At 72.5% G+C, this 16,328-nt stretch carries 13 protein-coding genes; all 13 read left to right on the top strand.

Annotated elements, in window-relative coordinates; genetic code table 11:
• The first annotated feature begins 188 nt into the window (after positions 1-188).
• The 13 genes from ACFVHO_RS05970 (at position 189) to ACFVHO_RS05910 (ending at position 16,301) form a co-directional block, all read left to right on the top strand.
• Positions 189-1,508 carry a beta-ketoacyl-[acyl-carrier-protein] synthase family protein gene (locus ACFVHO_RS05970; RefSeq protein ID WP_385710673.1) on the top strand — a complete coding sequence of 440 codons (1,320 nt, stop codon included), beginning with the start codon at positions 189-191 and terminating at the stop codon, positions 1,506-1,508.
• 41 nt (positions 1,509-1,549) lie between these two features.
• Positions 1,550-3,352, top strand: coding sequence for a CoA-transferase (locus ACFVHO_RS05965; RefSeq protein ID WP_385710671.1), 1,803 nt, complete (start codon positions 1,550-1,552; stop codon positions 3,350-3,352).
• Positions 3,353-3,362: 10 nt separating this feature from the next.
• Positions 3,363-4,322 carry a ketoacyl-ACP synthase III gene (locus ACFVHO_RS05960; protein ID WP_385710669.1) on the top strand — a complete coding sequence of 320 codons (960 nt, stop codon included), beginning with the start codon at positions 3,363-3,365 and terminating at the stop codon, positions 4,320-4,322.
• Positions 4,323-4,428: 106 nt separating this feature from the next.
• The gene (locus ACFVHO_RS05955; RefSeq protein WP_385710667.1) at positions 4,429-5,463 is read left to right on the top strand and encodes a 3-oxoacyl-ACP synthase III family protein; all 1,035 of its coding nucleotides are present in this window, start codon (positions 4,429-4,431) and stop codon (positions 5,461-5,463) included.
• Between the two features lie 106 nt (positions 5,464-5,569).
• Positions 5,570-6,364, top strand: a complete 795-nt coding sequence (locus ACFVHO_RS05950) for an SDR family NAD(P)-dependent oxidoreductase (RefSeq protein ID WP_385710665.1) — start codon at positions 5,570-5,572, stop codon at positions 6,362-6,364.
• A 122-nt stretch (positions 6,365-6,486) separates the two neighbouring features.
• Positions 6,487-7,461: a 3-oxoacyl-[acyl-carrier-protein] synthase III C-terminal domain-containing protein gene (locus ACFVHO_RS05945; RefSeq protein WP_385710663.1), complete on the top strand. Its 975-nt coding sequence runs from the start codon at positions 6,487-6,489 to the stop codon at positions 7,459-7,461.
• Between the two features lie 53 nt (positions 7,462-7,514).
• Positions 7,515-8,810 carry a beta-ketoacyl-[acyl-carrier-protein] synthase family protein gene (locus ACFVHO_RS05940; protein WP_385710661.1) on the top strand — a complete coding sequence of 432 codons (1,296 nt, stop codon included), beginning with the start codon at positions 7,515-7,517 and terminating at the stop codon, positions 8,808-8,810.
• Positions 8,803-10,374 (top strand): SDR family NAD(P)-dependent oxidoreductase, encoded by a 1,572-nt coding sequence (locus ACFVHO_RS05935; protein WP_385710659.1) that lies wholly within the window; start codon positions 8,803-8,805, stop codon positions 10,372-10,374. Before ACFVHO_RS05940 ends, ACFVHO_RS05935 begins: the two co-directional genes overlap by 8 nt.
• 49 nt (positions 10,375-10,423) lie before the next feature.
• The gene (locus ACFVHO_RS05930) at positions 10,424-11,251 is read left to right on the top strand and encodes an SDR family oxidoreductase (RefSeq protein ID WP_385710657.1); all 828 of its coding nucleotides are present in this window, start codon (positions 10,424-10,426) and stop codon (positions 11,249-11,251) included.
• On the top strand, positions 11,248-12,975 hold the full coding sequence (locus tag ACFVHO_RS05925; RefSeq protein WP_385710655.1) for an AMP-binding protein: 1,728 nt from the start codon (positions 11,248-11,250) through the stop codon (positions 12,973-12,975). The genes ACFVHO_RS05930 and ACFVHO_RS05925 overlap by 4 nt, the downstream gene beginning before the upstream one ends.
• Positions 12,959-13,939 (top strand): amidohydrolase family protein, encoded by a 981-nt coding sequence (locus ACFVHO_RS05920; RefSeq protein ID WP_385710653.1) that lies wholly within the window; start codon positions 12,959-12,961, stop codon positions 13,937-13,939. Before ACFVHO_RS05925 ends, ACFVHO_RS05920 begins: the two co-directional genes overlap by 17 nt.
• A gap of 145 nt (positions 13,940-14,084) precedes the next feature.
• Complete coding sequence (locus ACFVHO_RS05915) at positions 14,085-15,431, top strand: aspartate aminotransferase family protein (RefSeq protein WP_385710651.1); 1,347 nt, start codon at positions 14,085-14,087, stop codon at positions 15,429-15,431.
• A 60-nt stretch (positions 15,432-15,491) separates the two neighbouring features.
• Entirely contained in the window at positions 15,492-16,301 is an 810-nt protein-coding gene (locus ACFVHO_RS05910; RefSeq protein WP_385710649.1) for a class I SAM-dependent DNA methyltransferase, read from the top strand.
• The last annotated feature ends 27 nt before the right edge of the window (positions 16,302-16,328 follow it).

Raw genomic sequence — 16,328 nt, 5'->3', positions numbered from 1 at the left:
GGTGACGGCTGCCGACGTTAGGGCGCCGACCGGCCGGGGCGTAACCGGCCGCAGGTACCCGGTTTTCGCCCGCCACAGGTATCGGTGGTACCTAAATCAATAATTGGTACTTCAAGTACCGGCGGTAAATTCTCCCGGGTACCGGTGGACCGATGCCGCACGGGAAGGCGCCGGATAGTTTTCCCCGCATGGCTGAACTGGCTGGATCCGCTGGACGAAAAGACCGCCGGGGCTCGGTACTGGTCACCGGTATCGGCGTCATGCTCCCCGGCGCGACCCACGTCAATGAATTCTGGCAGGACGTGCGCGACGGCAATTCCCGGATCGGCCGTCTGACCCGCGTCGATCCGGAGCGGGCCGGGGTCGGCGCGGCCGGGGAGCTGCGCGACTTCGACCACCGGAAGTTCCTGCCTGATCTGAACGAGAAGTTCGCCGCCCGGTACACCCGGGACGCGCTGGTGACCATGTCCGCCGTCGAGGAGGCCCGCCGCGACGCGGGGCTCGGGTCGGACGACATCGACCCGCGCCGCCTGTCCCTCATCGCCTCGTCCTCCCGCGGACCCCTGGAGTGGGTCAGCGAGGCACTGACGGCCGACGACGGCGAGGGGGCGGAAGAGGCGGGCGGCGCGGACCACTTCGGCGACAGCGGCGCCATGCTGCGCGGCATGCCCGGCGCCCCGGCCACCCTGTCCGCCATCTACGGCGACATACGCGGGTTCGTCACCACGCTGAGCAGCGCCTGCGTGGGCGGGCACCACGCCATCGCCTTCGCCGCCGACCTGATCCGCGCGGGCATCGCCGACGCAGTGGTCGTCGTGGGCTACGAATTCCCCCTGACGCCCCTGGTCTTCCAGTCCTTCCGCGCGATGGGCAACCGCGTCCTCTCGACCGAGACGGACGACCCCCGGCGCGCCATCCGCCCCTACACCCGCGACCGCGAGGGCTTCGCCTTCGGCGAGGGTGCCGTCGCCCTGCTTCTGGAGCGGGAGAGCCATGCCCGGGCCCGCGGCGCCACGGGCTACGCCCGCTTCCTGTCGCACCGGGCGCTGAACGAGGCCACCCACCCCTTCGGCATGGACATGAGCGGGAAGGTGACGGCCTCGGCCGTCACCGAGGCGCTGCACGACGCGGGCCGGACCCCGCAGGACGTCGACTGGTTCTGCGCGCACGGCACCGCGACGCCGAAGAACGACGTGGCGGAGAGCCGGATGCTCGGCGCCCTGTACGAGGGCCGGCCGAGGTCCGCCTGGCCGCCGCTGAGCTCCGTCAAGCCCGTCTACGGCCATCTGCTGGGCGCGGCCTCGCTGGTGAACGCGGCGGCGACCTCCCTGGCCCTGCACCACCAGTGCCTGTGCTCGACCGCCAACTACGCGGGCGCCGTCCCCGACCCGGAGTGCGACCACGACCACGTCGCGGAGGGCCCCCGCCCGACCCGCACCGACCTCGCGGTGTCCCTGGCCTTCGCCATCGGCAGCCAGACCTCGGTGCTGGCCCTGGGCGCCGCGTGACCGGTACGCCGCTCCCGCGGACCGAAACCCTGAAGGAGACCATGAGCACGCACAGCCGCACGGTGTCCCGCCCCGACGTCGCCCCCGACGTCGACTCCCTGGTGTCCCGGTACGTCACGCCGGGCATGCATCTGCACCTGGCGATGACCATGGCCCGCCCCAACGCCATGGTCTACGCCTTGGCGCGGCAGTTCGCGGGCCGGGGCGAGTTCACCGTCAGCACCTCGGCGACGCACACGGCGATGCACGCGCTCACCATGTCGGGCGCCGTCAAGCACCTGATCACGTGCTTCCTCGGCGACACCTACCCCACGCCGCGCCCCAACCCGCTCTACCGCGACCTGGTCCGCGGCACCCCGTTCACCTGCGAGCTGTGGTCCCTGCTCAGCTTCACGCAGCGGCTCATGGCCGGTGCCACCGGGCTGCCGTACGCCGTGACGTCCTCCCTCGTCGGCAGCGACCTGGAGCGCGGGCTCACCGCCGACGCCCCCGAGGCCCGGCCGCAGGCGGGCGAGAGCCCCGCAACCGGCGCGAAGTACCTGCGCATGGCCGAACCGGCGGCAGGAGAGCGGCCGTTCGCCCTGGTGGAGCGGCTGCGTCCGGATCTCACCCTGGTGCACGGCGCCTGTGCGGACCGGCGCGGCAACATCGTGCTCGTGCCGCCCGCGGGCGAGGGCCCCTGGGCCGCGTACGCCGCCGAACAGGGCGTGATCGCCACGGTCGAGCGCATCGTGCCGGACGCCTTCGTCGACGCGCACCCCGAGCGGGTCGTCATCCCCGGACAGCGCGTGCTCGCCCTGTGCGAGGCGCCGCTCGGCGCGCACCCGCAGTCGCTGCGCGGCGTGAGCACCGGCGACGAGAGCGGCGACGTGGTGGGCTACCGCGACGACTACACCTTCCTCACCGAGCTGGTCGAGCGCCTCGCCACCGAGGACGGGGCCAAGGAGTGGTACCGCGAGTGGGTCGAGGAACCCACCGGACACGCCCAGTACGTGCAGAAGCTCGGCGCCGCGCGCCGAGCCGAACTGACCCTCGCAGCAGAGCCGTTGACCCCGCGCGAGCCCCTGGCCCCGCCGCCGCTGCCCGCGACCGCCGAGCCGGTGACGCGTGCGGAGCGGACCGTCGTCCTCGGGGCGCGCGCCATCGTCGAACAGGTCACGAGCGGCGCCTACGACACCCTGCTCGCCGGGATCGGCGTGTCCCACCTGGCCGCCTGGCTGGCCGCCGCGCTGCTGCGCGAGCGGGGCATCCGGGTGCCGGTCTGCGCCGAACTCGGCTTCTACGCCACGGATCCCGAGCCCGGTGACGTCTTCCTCTTCAGCCAGCTGCACGCGACGCGCTCCCAGCAGCTCGGCGGCATCCCGGAGATCCTCGGCGGCATGGTGTCGGCGAACCCGCGCTGCCTCGGTGTCCTCGCCGCCGGTGAGGTCGACGCGGACGGCAACGTCAACACCAGCCTGCTGGCCGACGGCCGCTGGCTGACCGGCTCCGGCGGCGCCAACGACATCGCCACGAGCACCGACTGCCTGGTCCTCTCCACGGCCTCGCCGCGCAAGTTCGTCGAGCGCGTCGCCTATGTGACGAGCCCCGGAGCCCGGGTGCGCGAAGTGGTCAGCCACTTCGGACGGTTCCGGCGTACGGAGGGCACGGAGGGTGCCCCCGGCCCCTTCCGGCTCGCCACCTGGCTGCCGCCCGGCGGGGACGGCCCCGACCGGCCCGAGGACGCGGTGGCGAGCCTGACCCGATGGCCCGTGAGCAGCGCGGGCTGCACCCCGGAACCGGAGGTCACCGAGGCGGAGATCGCCTGGCTGCGCAGTCTCGACCCGCAGGGTTTCTACAGGTGAGGAGCACGGTGTGAGCGGTGGAATCTGGATGGGCAAGGGCCTGTCCTTCCGAGGCTTCGGGCACTACTTCCCGCGGCACTGCGAGGAGATCCCGGCGGACCTGCCCGAGGCGCCCGAGATGGAGGCGGCGGTCCTCGGCCCCGACCTCGGCGTGGAGCGGCGGCACCTGTCCGACGACACGGAGACCGTGCCGTTCATGGCCGTGGAGGCAGGCCGGCACGCGCTGCGCAACGCCGGTCTCGAAGCCGACGACCTCGACCTGGTCGTCTTCTCCTCCTGGTCGCAACGCCGGTACGCGCCCGAGGACGCGCCCCGGATCGCCATGCGGCTCGGCGCCGGGCGGGCCCTCGCCTTCGACGTGTGCGCGGCCTGCGTCGGCTTCGTGCACTCCGTGCAGACGGCCGCGGCGATGCTGACCAGCCACCAGTGGCGGCGCGCGCTCGTGGTCTGCTCCGACCAGTTCTCGCAGCGGCTCAAGCCCGGACGGCGCGGCAGTTACGTCGGCGGGGACGGGGCGGGCGCGGCCGTGATCGAGGCGGGGCCGCCGGACGACTCCCGGCTGCGTGACTCCGTCGTGCTCAGCTACGGCGAGCACGCGGGCGTCTCCAAGGCCCGCGGCAAGGACGGCTGGACGGTCAGCCTGCCCTCGATCGCGCAGGTGGCGGCGGCGACCGCGGGCGAGGCCACGGACCTGGTGCTGCGGCGCGCCGACATGACGATGGCCGACGTGGACTGGGTGGTGCCGCACCCGGGATCGACGCGGATCAGCGAGGAGCTCATCCGGCGCATCGGCGTCGATCCCGCGATGGTCCTGACGAACCTGCGCACCCGCGGCCAGACGACCAGCGCGACGATCCCGAGCGCGCTGTCGGAGTTCACCGAGTCCGGCGAACTGCGCAAGGGCGACGTGATCCTGTCGCCCGCGGCAGGCGCGGGCTGGTTCTCGGGAGCCCTGCTCTTCCAGCTCTGAGACTCCGGCCCCCGAGACCCCGGCCTCCGACACTCCGGCTCCGAGGCTCCAGCTCCGAGACGAGACAGCACGCACACGACGGGAAGACGAGGAAAGGACCTCCCCCATGTCCGAAACCCAGTCACCGCTCGACAACGGCGGTCCGCCGGTCGTGCTCAGCGGCGTCGGCCACTACTTCCCCGGCGAGCCGGTCACCAACGACCACTTCGCCCAGCTGCCGGGACTCGACGTGGACGACGCCTGGATCCGCAAGTACACGGGCGTCGAGACCCGCCACTGGGCGGGACCCGAGGAGCGGTTCGCCGAGATGGGCGTCAAGGCGGCGCGGGCGGCCCTCGACGACGCGGGCCTCGACATCTCCGACGTGGACGTGATCGTCGGCACCAGCGCGACCGCCCGGCCGCGCGCCAACCCGTCCTCGATCGGCAACAACTACATGGACATCTCCCTGCCGGTGCAACGGCAGTTGGGTGCCCGGGACGCGTTCTGCTTCGACGTGACCGCGGTGGCCTGCGCCGGGTTCCTGTACGCGAGCGTGGTGGCCCGCGGCCTCCTCGCGACGACCGGCGCGAGGACCGCCCTCGTGGTGTGCGCCGAGAGCCCGCGCGCCATCCTGAACTTCGGGTTCAAGAACTCCGCGCTGTTCGGCGCGGGCGCCGCGGCGGCGGTCTGGCGGCGCGGCGAGTCCGTGGGCGGCGGCGCCGACGGACTGCCCACCCGCAGCGGGATGATCGACGTGGTCCTGCGCGCCGACGGCCGCTACTACGACGCCTTCGACATCGACGAGAACGACAAGATGGTGATGCGCGGGGGAGTGCTCTCCGAGGTCACGCCGGACATGCTCGTCGACGCCGGACAGACCGTGCTCAAACGCAACGGCCTGACACCGGAACAGATTTCCTGGTGCATTCCCCATCAGGCCAACACCAATCTCCTGCACCCGATGGCGGACCGCCTCGGCATTCCCAGGGAACGCATGCTCCTGAACCTGCCGAGGCGCGGCAACACCTCCAGCGTGGGCATGCCGAGCGCGCTCTCCGAATATGTGCGTGACGGCACGGTGAAACCCGGCGAACTGCTCCTCGGCGTCAGTATCGGGCGCGGTCTGAGCTGGGGCGCCATGGTTTTCCGGTACCAGTGAACCGCCGTACCAGGAATCGCCGTGCCCGTGAATCGCCGTACCAGTGAGACGCGATGCCGGAAAGCGCCGTACCGCGGCTGAACCCGAGAGCGAGAGGTGAACGGTCTTGTCCGATTCCAGGAACGCGCTGGTGACCGGGGGCACCCGGGGCCTGGGCCTGGCCGTGGGCCGGATGCTGGCCGAGCGGGGGTGGCGCACCACGGTGCTGGGGCTCGACCCGGGCCGCCTCGAGAAGGTGCGGGCCATGGCCGAGGCCGAGGGCCTCGACCTGCGGGCGGTGCGCGCCGACGTCACGTCGGAGGAGTCCGTCAAGGAGGTCTTCGCCGAGCTGACGGCGGACCAGCCGCTGCATCTGTGCGTGAACAACGCGGGCCGCAACCTCTCCCGCCTCCTGCTGCGCAGACCGCGGGACGAGGGCCCCGCCGAGCTGCTCACCCATCCCCTGGACGACTGGGAGAAGACGCTGCGGCTGTGCCTGACGGGGGTGTTCCTCGTCGGGCGCGAGGCCGCCGCCAGCATGGTGCGACACCAGGTCGCGGGTGCCATCGTCAACGTCTCGTCCGGTCTCGCGGCCGGCGCCTACGGCCAGTCCGCGTACACCGCGGCGAAGGCGGGCGTGGAGGCGCTGACCCGCACCTGGTCCTACGAACTCGGCCCCTACGGGATCCGGGTGGCCGCCGTCGCGCCGGGCGTCATGGACGGCGAGGCGCTGCGGGAGAAGAGCACCGCCTTCCCGCGGCACGCCCACTACATGGACGGCCTGAAGCGCTTTGTGCCGCTGGGCCGTTGGGGCGCGGAGGAAGAGATAGCGGACGCGGTGTGCTTCGCCGCGGAAAACCCCTATGTCACCGGTTCCGTGATTCGGGTCGACGGCGGCGGGCCGCCCGGCTGGGTGCCGTGACGGAAACCGCAGGGCCGGGCGAACCGCGCCCATGAGTGGGGTACGTCGAGTACCCGCGGAATGAATCATCGAGTACTGGAGGCCCGATGCAGTCGAATGCCGACGCCACTAGTTTTCCGTCCATGACGACAGGCCACCACGGCATCTGGGAAGACGCCGGAATACGTTTCACCGGATTCGGCCACTATTTCGGCTCCGAGGAAATACACAACGAGGGCGTGGAGGACGCCACGACGAGCGTCGTGGAGGACCGCGTCATCGGCGGCGTCGGCGTCCGCACCCGCTACCGGGCAGGTGAGCACGAAACCCCCGTCTTCATGGCCGCGGCGGCCTCCCGGCAGGCCCTCGAAGAGGCCGGGGTCGACGCCGACGACATCGACGTGGTGGTCGTCAGCCACTGGACGGACCGCAACTACGTCCACGAGGTGGGCGCGCTGACCGCGGCGGAGCTCGGCATGAAGGGCTCCATGGCCTTCGAAGTGTGCGGCTCCTGCGCCGGGTTCATCCAGGCCGTGCACACCGCGGCCTCGTTCCTGACCTCACCGACCGGCTACCGCAAGGCGCTGGTGGCCACCACCGAGCGCGTCACCCGGCGGGTGCGGCCCGGCTCCAAGGGCTCGATGCTCGTCTCCGACGGCGCCGGTGCCGTCGTCCTGGAGGCGACCCCCGGCGGCACGCCCGGCCTGATCGACTCGGTGTTCCACACCGACGGCAGCCTCGCCAACATGTCCGCGGCGGGCGGGGAGAAGGGCTGGGTCAAGAGCCACCCGGACCTCAACGACGTCGCCCTCGCGCACATCGCCGACACCGTCGAGGAGATCCTCGGCCGCAACAAGCTGACCATCGGCGACATCGACTGGCTCATCCCGCACTCCGGGACCGAGCCGCTGGCCAAGGGCATCCAGCACAACCTCGGCGCGGACCCGGCACGCGTCCTGACCAACCTCTCCTTCCGCGGCAACGTCTCCAGCGCCTCCATCCCCACCACGGTCTCGGAGCTGCGGGAGCGCGGCGTCGTGAAGTCCGGGGACCTGGTCCTCTCGCCCTCCATCGGCGGCGGGGTCTGGTGCTGGGGCAGCCTCCTCTACCGGATCTGAGCGCACCGAGCGAACTGGGCGAACTCGGCGAATCGAGCAAAGGGGTCCGAGCGGTGACCACGACCAAGAGCCCCCGGGACGCACTCGTCACCGGCATGGGCTTCTGTCTGCCGGGGCGCGGGGCGCCGACGCAGACACCGGAGCAGTTCTGGACGGCCGTCGCGCACGGCGAATCGTTCCTGGCACAGGACGACGGCACGTACTTCGGCAGCGTGCCCCTCGACCCGGAGTCCGTCGTCGCCCGGCTGCCGGAGATACCGCCGCGCTTCGTCGCGAAGTACTCCGACATCCATCTGTACGGGCTGCTCGCCCTGCTCGAGGCGTGCGAGGACGCCACCCTCGACTGGCGCAGGGGCGCGCTCCGCGAGGCCGCGGTGCTCGCGGGCCGCAACGCCACGGCCGACGCCATCGTCGACACGTATCTGCCGGTGCTCCTCGCCGACACCCGCCACATCAGCCCGCGCGAGGCCCGCTCCGTGCTGTTCCGCAACGTCCTCAACGCGGTGATGTCGGACGTCGAGACCACCCAGGCGGGCCTCGTGGGCGCCACCGGGCCCAGCTACACGCTGTCGTGCGGATGCGCCTCCTCCGCCGTACTGATCGGCAACGCGGCCCGCATGATCGCGGCGGGCGAGACGGACATCGCCGTCGTCACCGGCGCCGACTACTGGCGCGAGAGCCGCCTGCGCCAGTACGCCGAACTGGAGGCCCGTTCGGTCCTCGGGACCGAACCGCAGACCGCCACCCTCATCGACGAACCCATGCGCCCCTACGACGAGCGGGCCGCCGGCCTCAACTACGGCAACGGCGCCGCCACCCTGATCCTGGAGAGCCGCGAGCACGCCCGGCGCCGGGGAGCGCGCAGCTACGGCCGGATCCTCGGCCAGACCACCACCCGCAACGCCCAGCCGAACCTGGCCCTCGACACCGACGGCGCCGGGGCGGTGCGCGCCGCGCGCTCCTGCATGGCGGGTCTGGCCTCACCGGACGAGATCGACTACGTCAACGGCGCCGCGACCGGCGACCGGGCCTTCAACCTCATGGAGGGCAACATCATGCCCGCGATCTTCGGGGAGCGGACGGCCAGGCTGCCCGTCACCGTCCAGGAGGCCGTTTTCGGCCACAGCGGGGCGCCGCTCGGCGTGATCGGGGTGGCCGCGACGCTCCAGATGATGGGCCACGGCCACATCGCCCCGACCGCCAACTGCGAGAAACCCGCCGAGGTGTGCACCTTCGACCCGGTGTCCGGGACGGAGGGCAGGTCCGCGCGCGTCGACCTGGCCCTCAGCCTCAACTACACGATCGGCTCCGTCGCCAGCGCCATCCTCGTGGGAGCATCCGATGACTGAACAGCGGACGACGACCGCACAGAGGACGACCGCCCGAGGGGCGACGACCGCACAGGGTACGACCGAGCCGGCCGCCGCGCCGCGCCTGGAGACGGAGTCCCTCGCCCCCGTCGGCCGCCACGTCCTCCTGGAGTCCACACCCGGAGCCACCCACACCCGCGCGGTCAAGGAGGCCTGGGAGCGCCTCGGCTTCCACGTCACCGCCGTCAACGGCGCGGACACCCCCGAACCCCCCGACGTGTACTGCGTCGTGGCCCTCGGCAACGAAGCGCTCGGCAGCCGCACCTCGGCGTCGCTGCGCCGCGCGCACGTGGCCCGCGTCCTCGAGGCCATGGCCCGCCGGGGCGACGGCCGTGCCGTCCTGGTCACCGACGCGGGTCCGCACGTCCACGACGACGCGGAGCCCGAGTGCGCGGCGGAGCGGGCGGCCGACCACGCCTGGTGGCAGCACCTGGCCAAGCGCTGCGCCACCCAGGGGGTGCTCGCCAACACCGTGCGCGTCGGCTACGCACCGTTCCTCGGGCACGAGCTCACCGCCGAGGCCGAGGGCGAACTGCTCCGTCACCTGGTCACCCGCCGCCCCGTCACACCGCCCGAACTCGACGCGGCGCTGCGCCTGTTGGCATCCCGCGGCTTCGGCAGCGTGGCGGGGGAGACCCTGCCCCTCGACGGCGGGCTCGACGCGGGCATCGTGCCCATGCCGTCGGCGCGCCCGCCGCGCCCCGACCAGGCCGCCGCCGACACCCAGGAAGCCGATCCGTTCCGGCTCGACGGACGCGTCGTGATGGTCACAGGGGCCAGCAGCGGCATCGGCGCCGGCATCGCGCGGGAGAGCGCGGCCCGCGGCGCCGACGTCGTCCTCGTCGCCCGCCGCCGCCCCGAGCTGGAGAAACTCGCCGCCGAGGTCCGTGAACTCGGCCGCAGGGCCTGGGTGGTGACCGCCGACCTGTCCGACCCGGCGCGCGCGGCCGGCCTGGTGCACGAGGCCTGGGAGCGCACCGGGGGAGTCGACGCCCTGGCCTATGCCGCGGGCGCCGTCTCCTTCGACGGCGCCGGTGACAACTCCGACAACCGCCAACGGCTCCTCGCCCTCAACTCCCTTTCGTACGCCGGTACGTGCGACGCGCTGCTCAAGCACTGGGCGGCGACCCGCCGGGGCGGCGCGGTGGCCGTCGTCTCCTCGCTCGCCGCGGTGAGCGCACCGGTGGCGAACCTGGCCAGCTACGGCCTGAGCAAGGCCGCGACCGCCCAGTTCACCAGCCACTTCGCCACCTCCGCGGCGCGGTACAAGGTGCGGGCCAACAGCGTGCTCCCGGGCTTCGTCCGCACCCCGATGACGGACGTCACCAACCCCGCGTTCCTGGACGCGACCAACCGGCTCGTGCCCACGGGCCGGATGAGCGAGCCCACGGAGGTCGCGGCGCTCGTCTGCTACCTCATCAGCCCCGCGGCGGCCGGTCTGACCGGAGCGAAGCTGCGCGTGGACGGCGGCGGCCACTGCCTGGCCGGACTGCCGCACCTGGACCCGTCCGAGCACCCCCTAGAGGAAGGACCCCGGCAGTGACGCCCTCCGTGCCGCGCCCCCACCCCACCGTGCCGGAAGGAGACCACAGGTGACCGACGACAGGCCCCTCAAGGGCAAGGTGGCGCTGGTCGCGGGTGCCTCCTCCGGGATCGGGGCGAGCATCGCCCGCTCGCTCGCCCAGGCGGGCGCCTCCGTCGCGCTCGTGGCCCGGCGGGGGGAACAGCTCGCCGCCGTGGAGCAGGACGTGGCGGGCCATGAAGTGCCCGCCGTCACCCTCGTCGCCGACCTGGCGGCCGACGGCGCCCCCAAGGACACGGTGGCCGCCGCCGAACGGGCCCTCGGACCCATCGACATCATGGTGAACAACGCCGCCCTGGCTCGCACCGGGCCCATCCACGACACCCACCCCCGGCACTGGCGGCAGGCCTTCCACCTCAACCTGGACGTGCCGTTCCTGCTGGCTCGCGCCGTGCTGCCCGGCATGCGCGAACGCGGCCACGGCTGGATCGTCAACATCAGCTCCGAGGGCAGCCTGCTCCAGGCCGACTGGTCGGCCCCGTACTCCATCACCAAACGCGCGCTGAACGCGCTCACCGGCCAGATCGACCTGGAGAACCGGCACCTGGGGGTGCGCGCCATCGCGGTGCTGCCCGGCTGGGTGCGCACCGACCTGGCGCAGGACCCCGAGACCCTGGGCGTGGAGGTCAGGGACCTCCTCGACCCCGCGGACATCGCCGACGTCGTGCTGTGGGCCGTCACCCGCCCGCCCGCGGTCAGCATCGGCCCGCTGATCCCCGTGCGCCCCGTCAGCAGGAACGCGCAGACCCTGGTCAACTGGGAGCAGTACCTGCGGACCCTGCGCCACTACGACGCCTCCGGCGGCCACATGGTCGACGTGCCCGGGATCCCTGAATGACCGGCACCACGACCGCTCCGGGACCGGCCGCGGCGACGAAGCCCGGCGAGCCGGCGGTCGACCGCCTCGTCGAGATCCTGCCGCCCGGGGACCCCCGGGTCCCCGACGCCGCGCACTGCGTGACGGGCGACCTCCTCGCCGCCCGCGCCCAGGCACACCCCGACCGCGTGTACGCCGTCTTCGACGACCCCGCCGACGACAGCGGCAGCACGGAATGGACGTACGGGCAGGCCTACGACGACGCGCGCGCCACCGCCGACGCCCTGCACCGTCTCGGCGTACGGCAGGGCGACACCGTGCTGTGCTGGCTGCCCAACGGCCGGGACGCGCTGCGGGTCTGGTACGGCGTCAATCTCCTCGGCGCCGTCCACGTCCCCGTGAACACCGCCTACCGGGGCGGTCTGCTCGGGCACGTGCTCGCCAACTCCGGTGCCCGCGTCCTGGTCGCGCACGCGCTGCTCGTCGACCGGCTCCAGCACACCGGCGGCGCCGACCTCCAGGAGGTCGTCGTCCTCGGCGGCGGCCCCGACGACCCGTGGCCCGACGCCCTGCCCGGCGCCCCGCGCGTGCACGGCCCGTCGGCGCTGCGCGGGCGGCCGGAGGACTTCGTGCCGCCCGAGCGGCCGGTCGCCCCCTGGGACACCATGGCGGTGATCTACACCTCGGGCACCACGGGACCGTCCAAGGGCGTCCTGGTCTCCTACGTCCACCACTACTCGACGGTGACGGCGCTGCTCGACGACGACATCACCGAGCACGACCGGTACCTGCTCAACCTGCCGCTGTGCCACGGCGGCGGCACCGAAGTGGCCTACTGCATGCTCCTCTTCGGGGGTTCGGTCGTCGTCACCGAGGGCTTCAGGACGAGCGAGTTCTGGGAGGTGATCCGCCGCCACGAGGTCACCATGTGCACCCTGCTCGGCGCCATGGTCGACTTCCTGCTCGGCCTGCCGCCCCGCCCGGGCGACACCGACCATCCGCTGCGGGCCGCCTGCGTGATCCCGCTGACGCGCCAGGCCCTCGACTTCGGCCGCCGCTTCGGCGTGGACGTCTACACCGGGTTCAACATGTCCGAGACGTCGGCGCCGCTGGTGTCCACGCTCAACCCGCAGCGCACCGGCAGCTGCGGTCGGCCGCGCCCCGGGGTGCAGTGCCGGGTGGTGGACGAGCACGGCATCGACGTACCGGACGGCAGGGCGGGCGAGCTGGTGCTGCGCGCCGACCGGCCGTGGTCGCTGTTCCACGGCTACCACGGCATGCCGGAGGCCACCGCGGCGGCGTGGCGGCACGGCTGGTTCCACACCGGGGACGCCGTGCTGCGCGAACAGGGCGGCGACTACTTCTTCGTGGACCGCATCAAGGACGCCATCAGGCGCCGGGGCGAGAACGTCTCCTCCGCCGAGGTGGAGGCCGAACTGCTCAGCCACCCCGCCGTCGCCCTGGCCGCGGCCGTCGCGGTGCCGAGCGACCAGGCCGAGGACGAGATACTCGCCGCCCTCGTGCTGCGGTCCGGCGTCCGCTTCGACCCCGAGCAGTTCCTCGCCCACTTGCGGCCGCGCATGGCCCACTTCATGGTGCCGCGCTATCTGCGGGTCCTTTCCGAACTGCCCGTGACGGAGACGGGCAAGGTCCGCAAGGAGACGCTGCGCGCGCAGGGCGTCACCCCCGACACCTGGGACCGGGTGGCCGCAGGGATCGAGGTCACCCGTGACCGCATCCGCTGAACCGGCCGCCGCGCACCGCGTCGTCGACGTGTGCGCGCTGGCCCTGGACCGGGAGTGCTGGCGCACGTACTTCCGCGGGCTCGGCGCGGTCGCACCGACGTATCTGCGTGCCTTCGGCCGCCACGCCACGGCGGTCTTCGGCGCCGACCACTCCCGCTTCCGGGCCCGCCTGGACGCGGACGACCAGGACGGCGCCGTCGACCTGCTCGTCGCGGGCCGGCCGGAGCGCGTGGACACCGAGGCACTGCTCTCGACCATGGACGACAACGGCGTCGTCCACCAGGTCCTGATGAGCTGCGGCGGCGACACGGCCGACGGGGACGACGTCAACAGCCGCGTCGCCGCCGTCGCCGCCAAGGCTCCCGACCGGCTGCAGGCCTGGGCGGGCATCGACCTCACCGACCCCGCCCGGGCCGTCGCGGAGCTGGAACGCTGCCACGACCTCGGCATGCGCGGGTTCGCGGTGACCCCGTTCTGGCAGGGCGTCGACCCGCGCGACGCGGCGTACGACCCGGTCTACGCGAGGGCCCAGGAGCTCGGCATGCCGCTGTGGCTGCACACCGGGCACCACTTCTCGCGGCACGCCGCCGAGCTGTGCCATCCCCGCAACGTCGACTGGATCGCCCTGCGCCACCCCGGCCTGCCCATCGTGGCGGGGCACGCGGCCTGGCCCTGGGTGCTCGACCTCATCTCCGTCGCCCAGCGCCACCGCCACGTCTACCTCGACATCTCATCCCACCGGCCGCCGTGGATGGCCCGCCCCGGATCGGGCTGGGAGCCACTGCTCCTGTACGGCAGCACCGCGCTGCGTGGCCGGGTCCTGTTCGGCTCGGCGACCTGGGTCAACGCCGACCCGGTAGCCGTCCTCGCCCGGCAGGTGGCCGACCTCGGCCTCGGCGACGAGGTCACGGACGCCTGGCTGTACGGCAACGCGGCCCGCCTGCTCGGGCTCGGACCGGGCTGACGCCCGTGCGCCGACCCGCACCGCCGACACCACCCACCCCACCCGCACTCCACCCCCATCCCGATCCTCATCCCGATCCCCCGCCCCCTCCCGAATCCCCGACCACCGCCAGCGAGCGCACACCCAGCAGAGAAAGGGACCTATCGTGATCGACCCCGCTGACTACGCCCTGTGGAACAGCGGCGTGCCGCGCCCGTACCTCAAGGCGCTGTCCCCCGACGACCTGCTCGCCGAGTCCGACGGCGTGCGTGTCCGTGACTCCGGCGGACGCTGGTACCTGGACGGCCGCTCCGGACTGTGGAACGTGACGCTCGGCTACGGCAACACGCGCGTCAAGGAAGCCATCAAGCAGCAGGTGGACCGGCTGCCGTTCGCCAACAGCTACGGCTACGGACGCCCCGCCCAGGTCACCGTGGACTGCGCCGAGGCCCTCGTCGGCCATCTGCCCGAGGGCATCAACCACGTCCGGTTCGCCAGCAACGGCGCCCAGGCCGTCGAGATGGCCCTGCAGCTCTCCCGCTTCCTGCGGCTGCGGGCCGGACAGCCCGAGCGCATGGCCGTGTTCGCCATGTGGGACGGCTTCCATGGGCAGGGCCCCGGCGCCGGCATGGTGACCGGCGTTCCCTACCTGCACCACCAGACCGGCCCGATGCTCCCCGAGGTGCACCACGCCCCGGGCCCGTTCTCCGTGGGCGCGACGCCGGGCGTCAGCGACATGGAGCGGCTGATCAGGGAGTTCGGCCCCGAGCGGGTGACCGCGGTGATCGTGGAGCCGGTCGTCGGCGAGGGCGGGCACATCCTGTCCCCCGAGTACCTGGGCTCCCTCGGCCGGTTCTGCCGGGAGCACGACATCCACCTGATCTTCGACGAGGTCGTCACCGGCATGGGCCGCGTCGGCGACTTCACCCGCGCCGGCCAACTGCCCGACGTCACCCCCGACATCATCACCCTGGGCAAGGGCATCACCTCGGGGTACGTCCCGATGTCGGCCGTCGCCATCCACGACCGCCTCTACGAGCAGCTGCACGAGCGCACCACGGGCGACACCGCGCTCAGCGTCGGCTCGACCAACGACGGTCACGCGGTGGCCGCGGCGGCGGCCCTCGCGGTGATCGGCGCCCTCACCGAGGACGGCGTCCTGGAGAACGTGCGCCGCCGCGAGTCGGACCTCCTCGCCGCCCTGGGCAAGCTCCAGGCCCAGCACCCCGAACTCACCGGCTTCCGCTGCCTCGGCCTCTTCTGCGGCCTGGAGCTCGGCGAGCCCGGCGGGCCGTCGTGGTCGCCCGGCAAGGTCAACAAGCTGCGCATGGCCCTGGAGGCCCGGGGCGTGCTCAGCTCCAGCCTGCGCGTGGTGCCGAACCTGATGCTGATGCCGCCGCTCGTCATCACCGAGGACGACGTGGCGGAGATAGCCGGCGCGCTCGACGGCGCGCTCACCGATGTGAAGTCGGGCCGGCTGCCCGAGTCCGGCTTCGCCAAGGCCATGGGATGACCTTCCGTGGCCACGGCATGACAACGGGATCTTTCCACGTGATGAGAGGTGAGTGACGAGATGGCCAGTCAGCACACCGGTCGCAAGACCAGCAAGCAGTGGCAGGAAGAGGCGGCGGAGGAGTGGGACCGCTACGCCGACATCTGGGACAGCTGGACGCCCGACGACAGCCGCGACGACGCGGAGGAGGCCGCGGACTTCCTCGCGGCGCTCGCCAAGGACGGCTCGGCACTTGAACTGGGCATCGGCACCGGCCGTGTGGCGCTGCCGCTGGCGCAGCGCGGCGTGCGGGTGGCCGGCATCGACGCCTCGCCGAAGATGCTGCAGAAGCTGAAGGAGAAGCCCGGCGGGGACCAGATCGAGGCCTTCGAGGGCAACTTCGCCGATGTCGACGTCGAGGAGGAGTACGACGTCGTCTTCATCGCCCTGGCCACGCTCTTCGTCCTGCCCGACCAGGACGAGCAGGCACGCTGCCTCGCCAACAGCGCCAAGCGGCTCAAGCCCGGCGGGCGGCTCGTCGTCCAGAACATCGTGCCCGACATGACGTACTACCAGCGCGGGCGGCAGAACGACTACGGCATGACCGAGCCGTTCCGCATCTCGGGGCGCCTCGCCGGGCACCCGCGCCTCGCCTGGTTCGAGATGAACCACGTCGACCCGACGACGCAGATGGTCAAGCGCACCGACGTCATCATGAGCGAGAAGGGCAACAAGATCATCGCGGCGACCATGCGCTTCGTCTGGCCGTCGGAGCAGGACCTGATGGCCCGCCTGGGCGGTCTGGAACTGGAGGACCGCTGGGGCGGCTGGCGCAAGGAGCCGTTCCACTACGACAGCAGGGACGCGGTGTCCGTCTACCGCAAGCAGTAGCAGTCCCGGGACATGAGAGTGCGGGCC

Source organism: Streptomyces sp. NPDC127108 (genome assembly GCF_042677545.1).
GTDB lineage: Bacteria > Actinomycetota > Actinomycetes > Streptomycetales > Streptomycetaceae > Streptomyces.
This window is presented reverse-complemented; position numbering and strand designations above follow the sequence as displayed.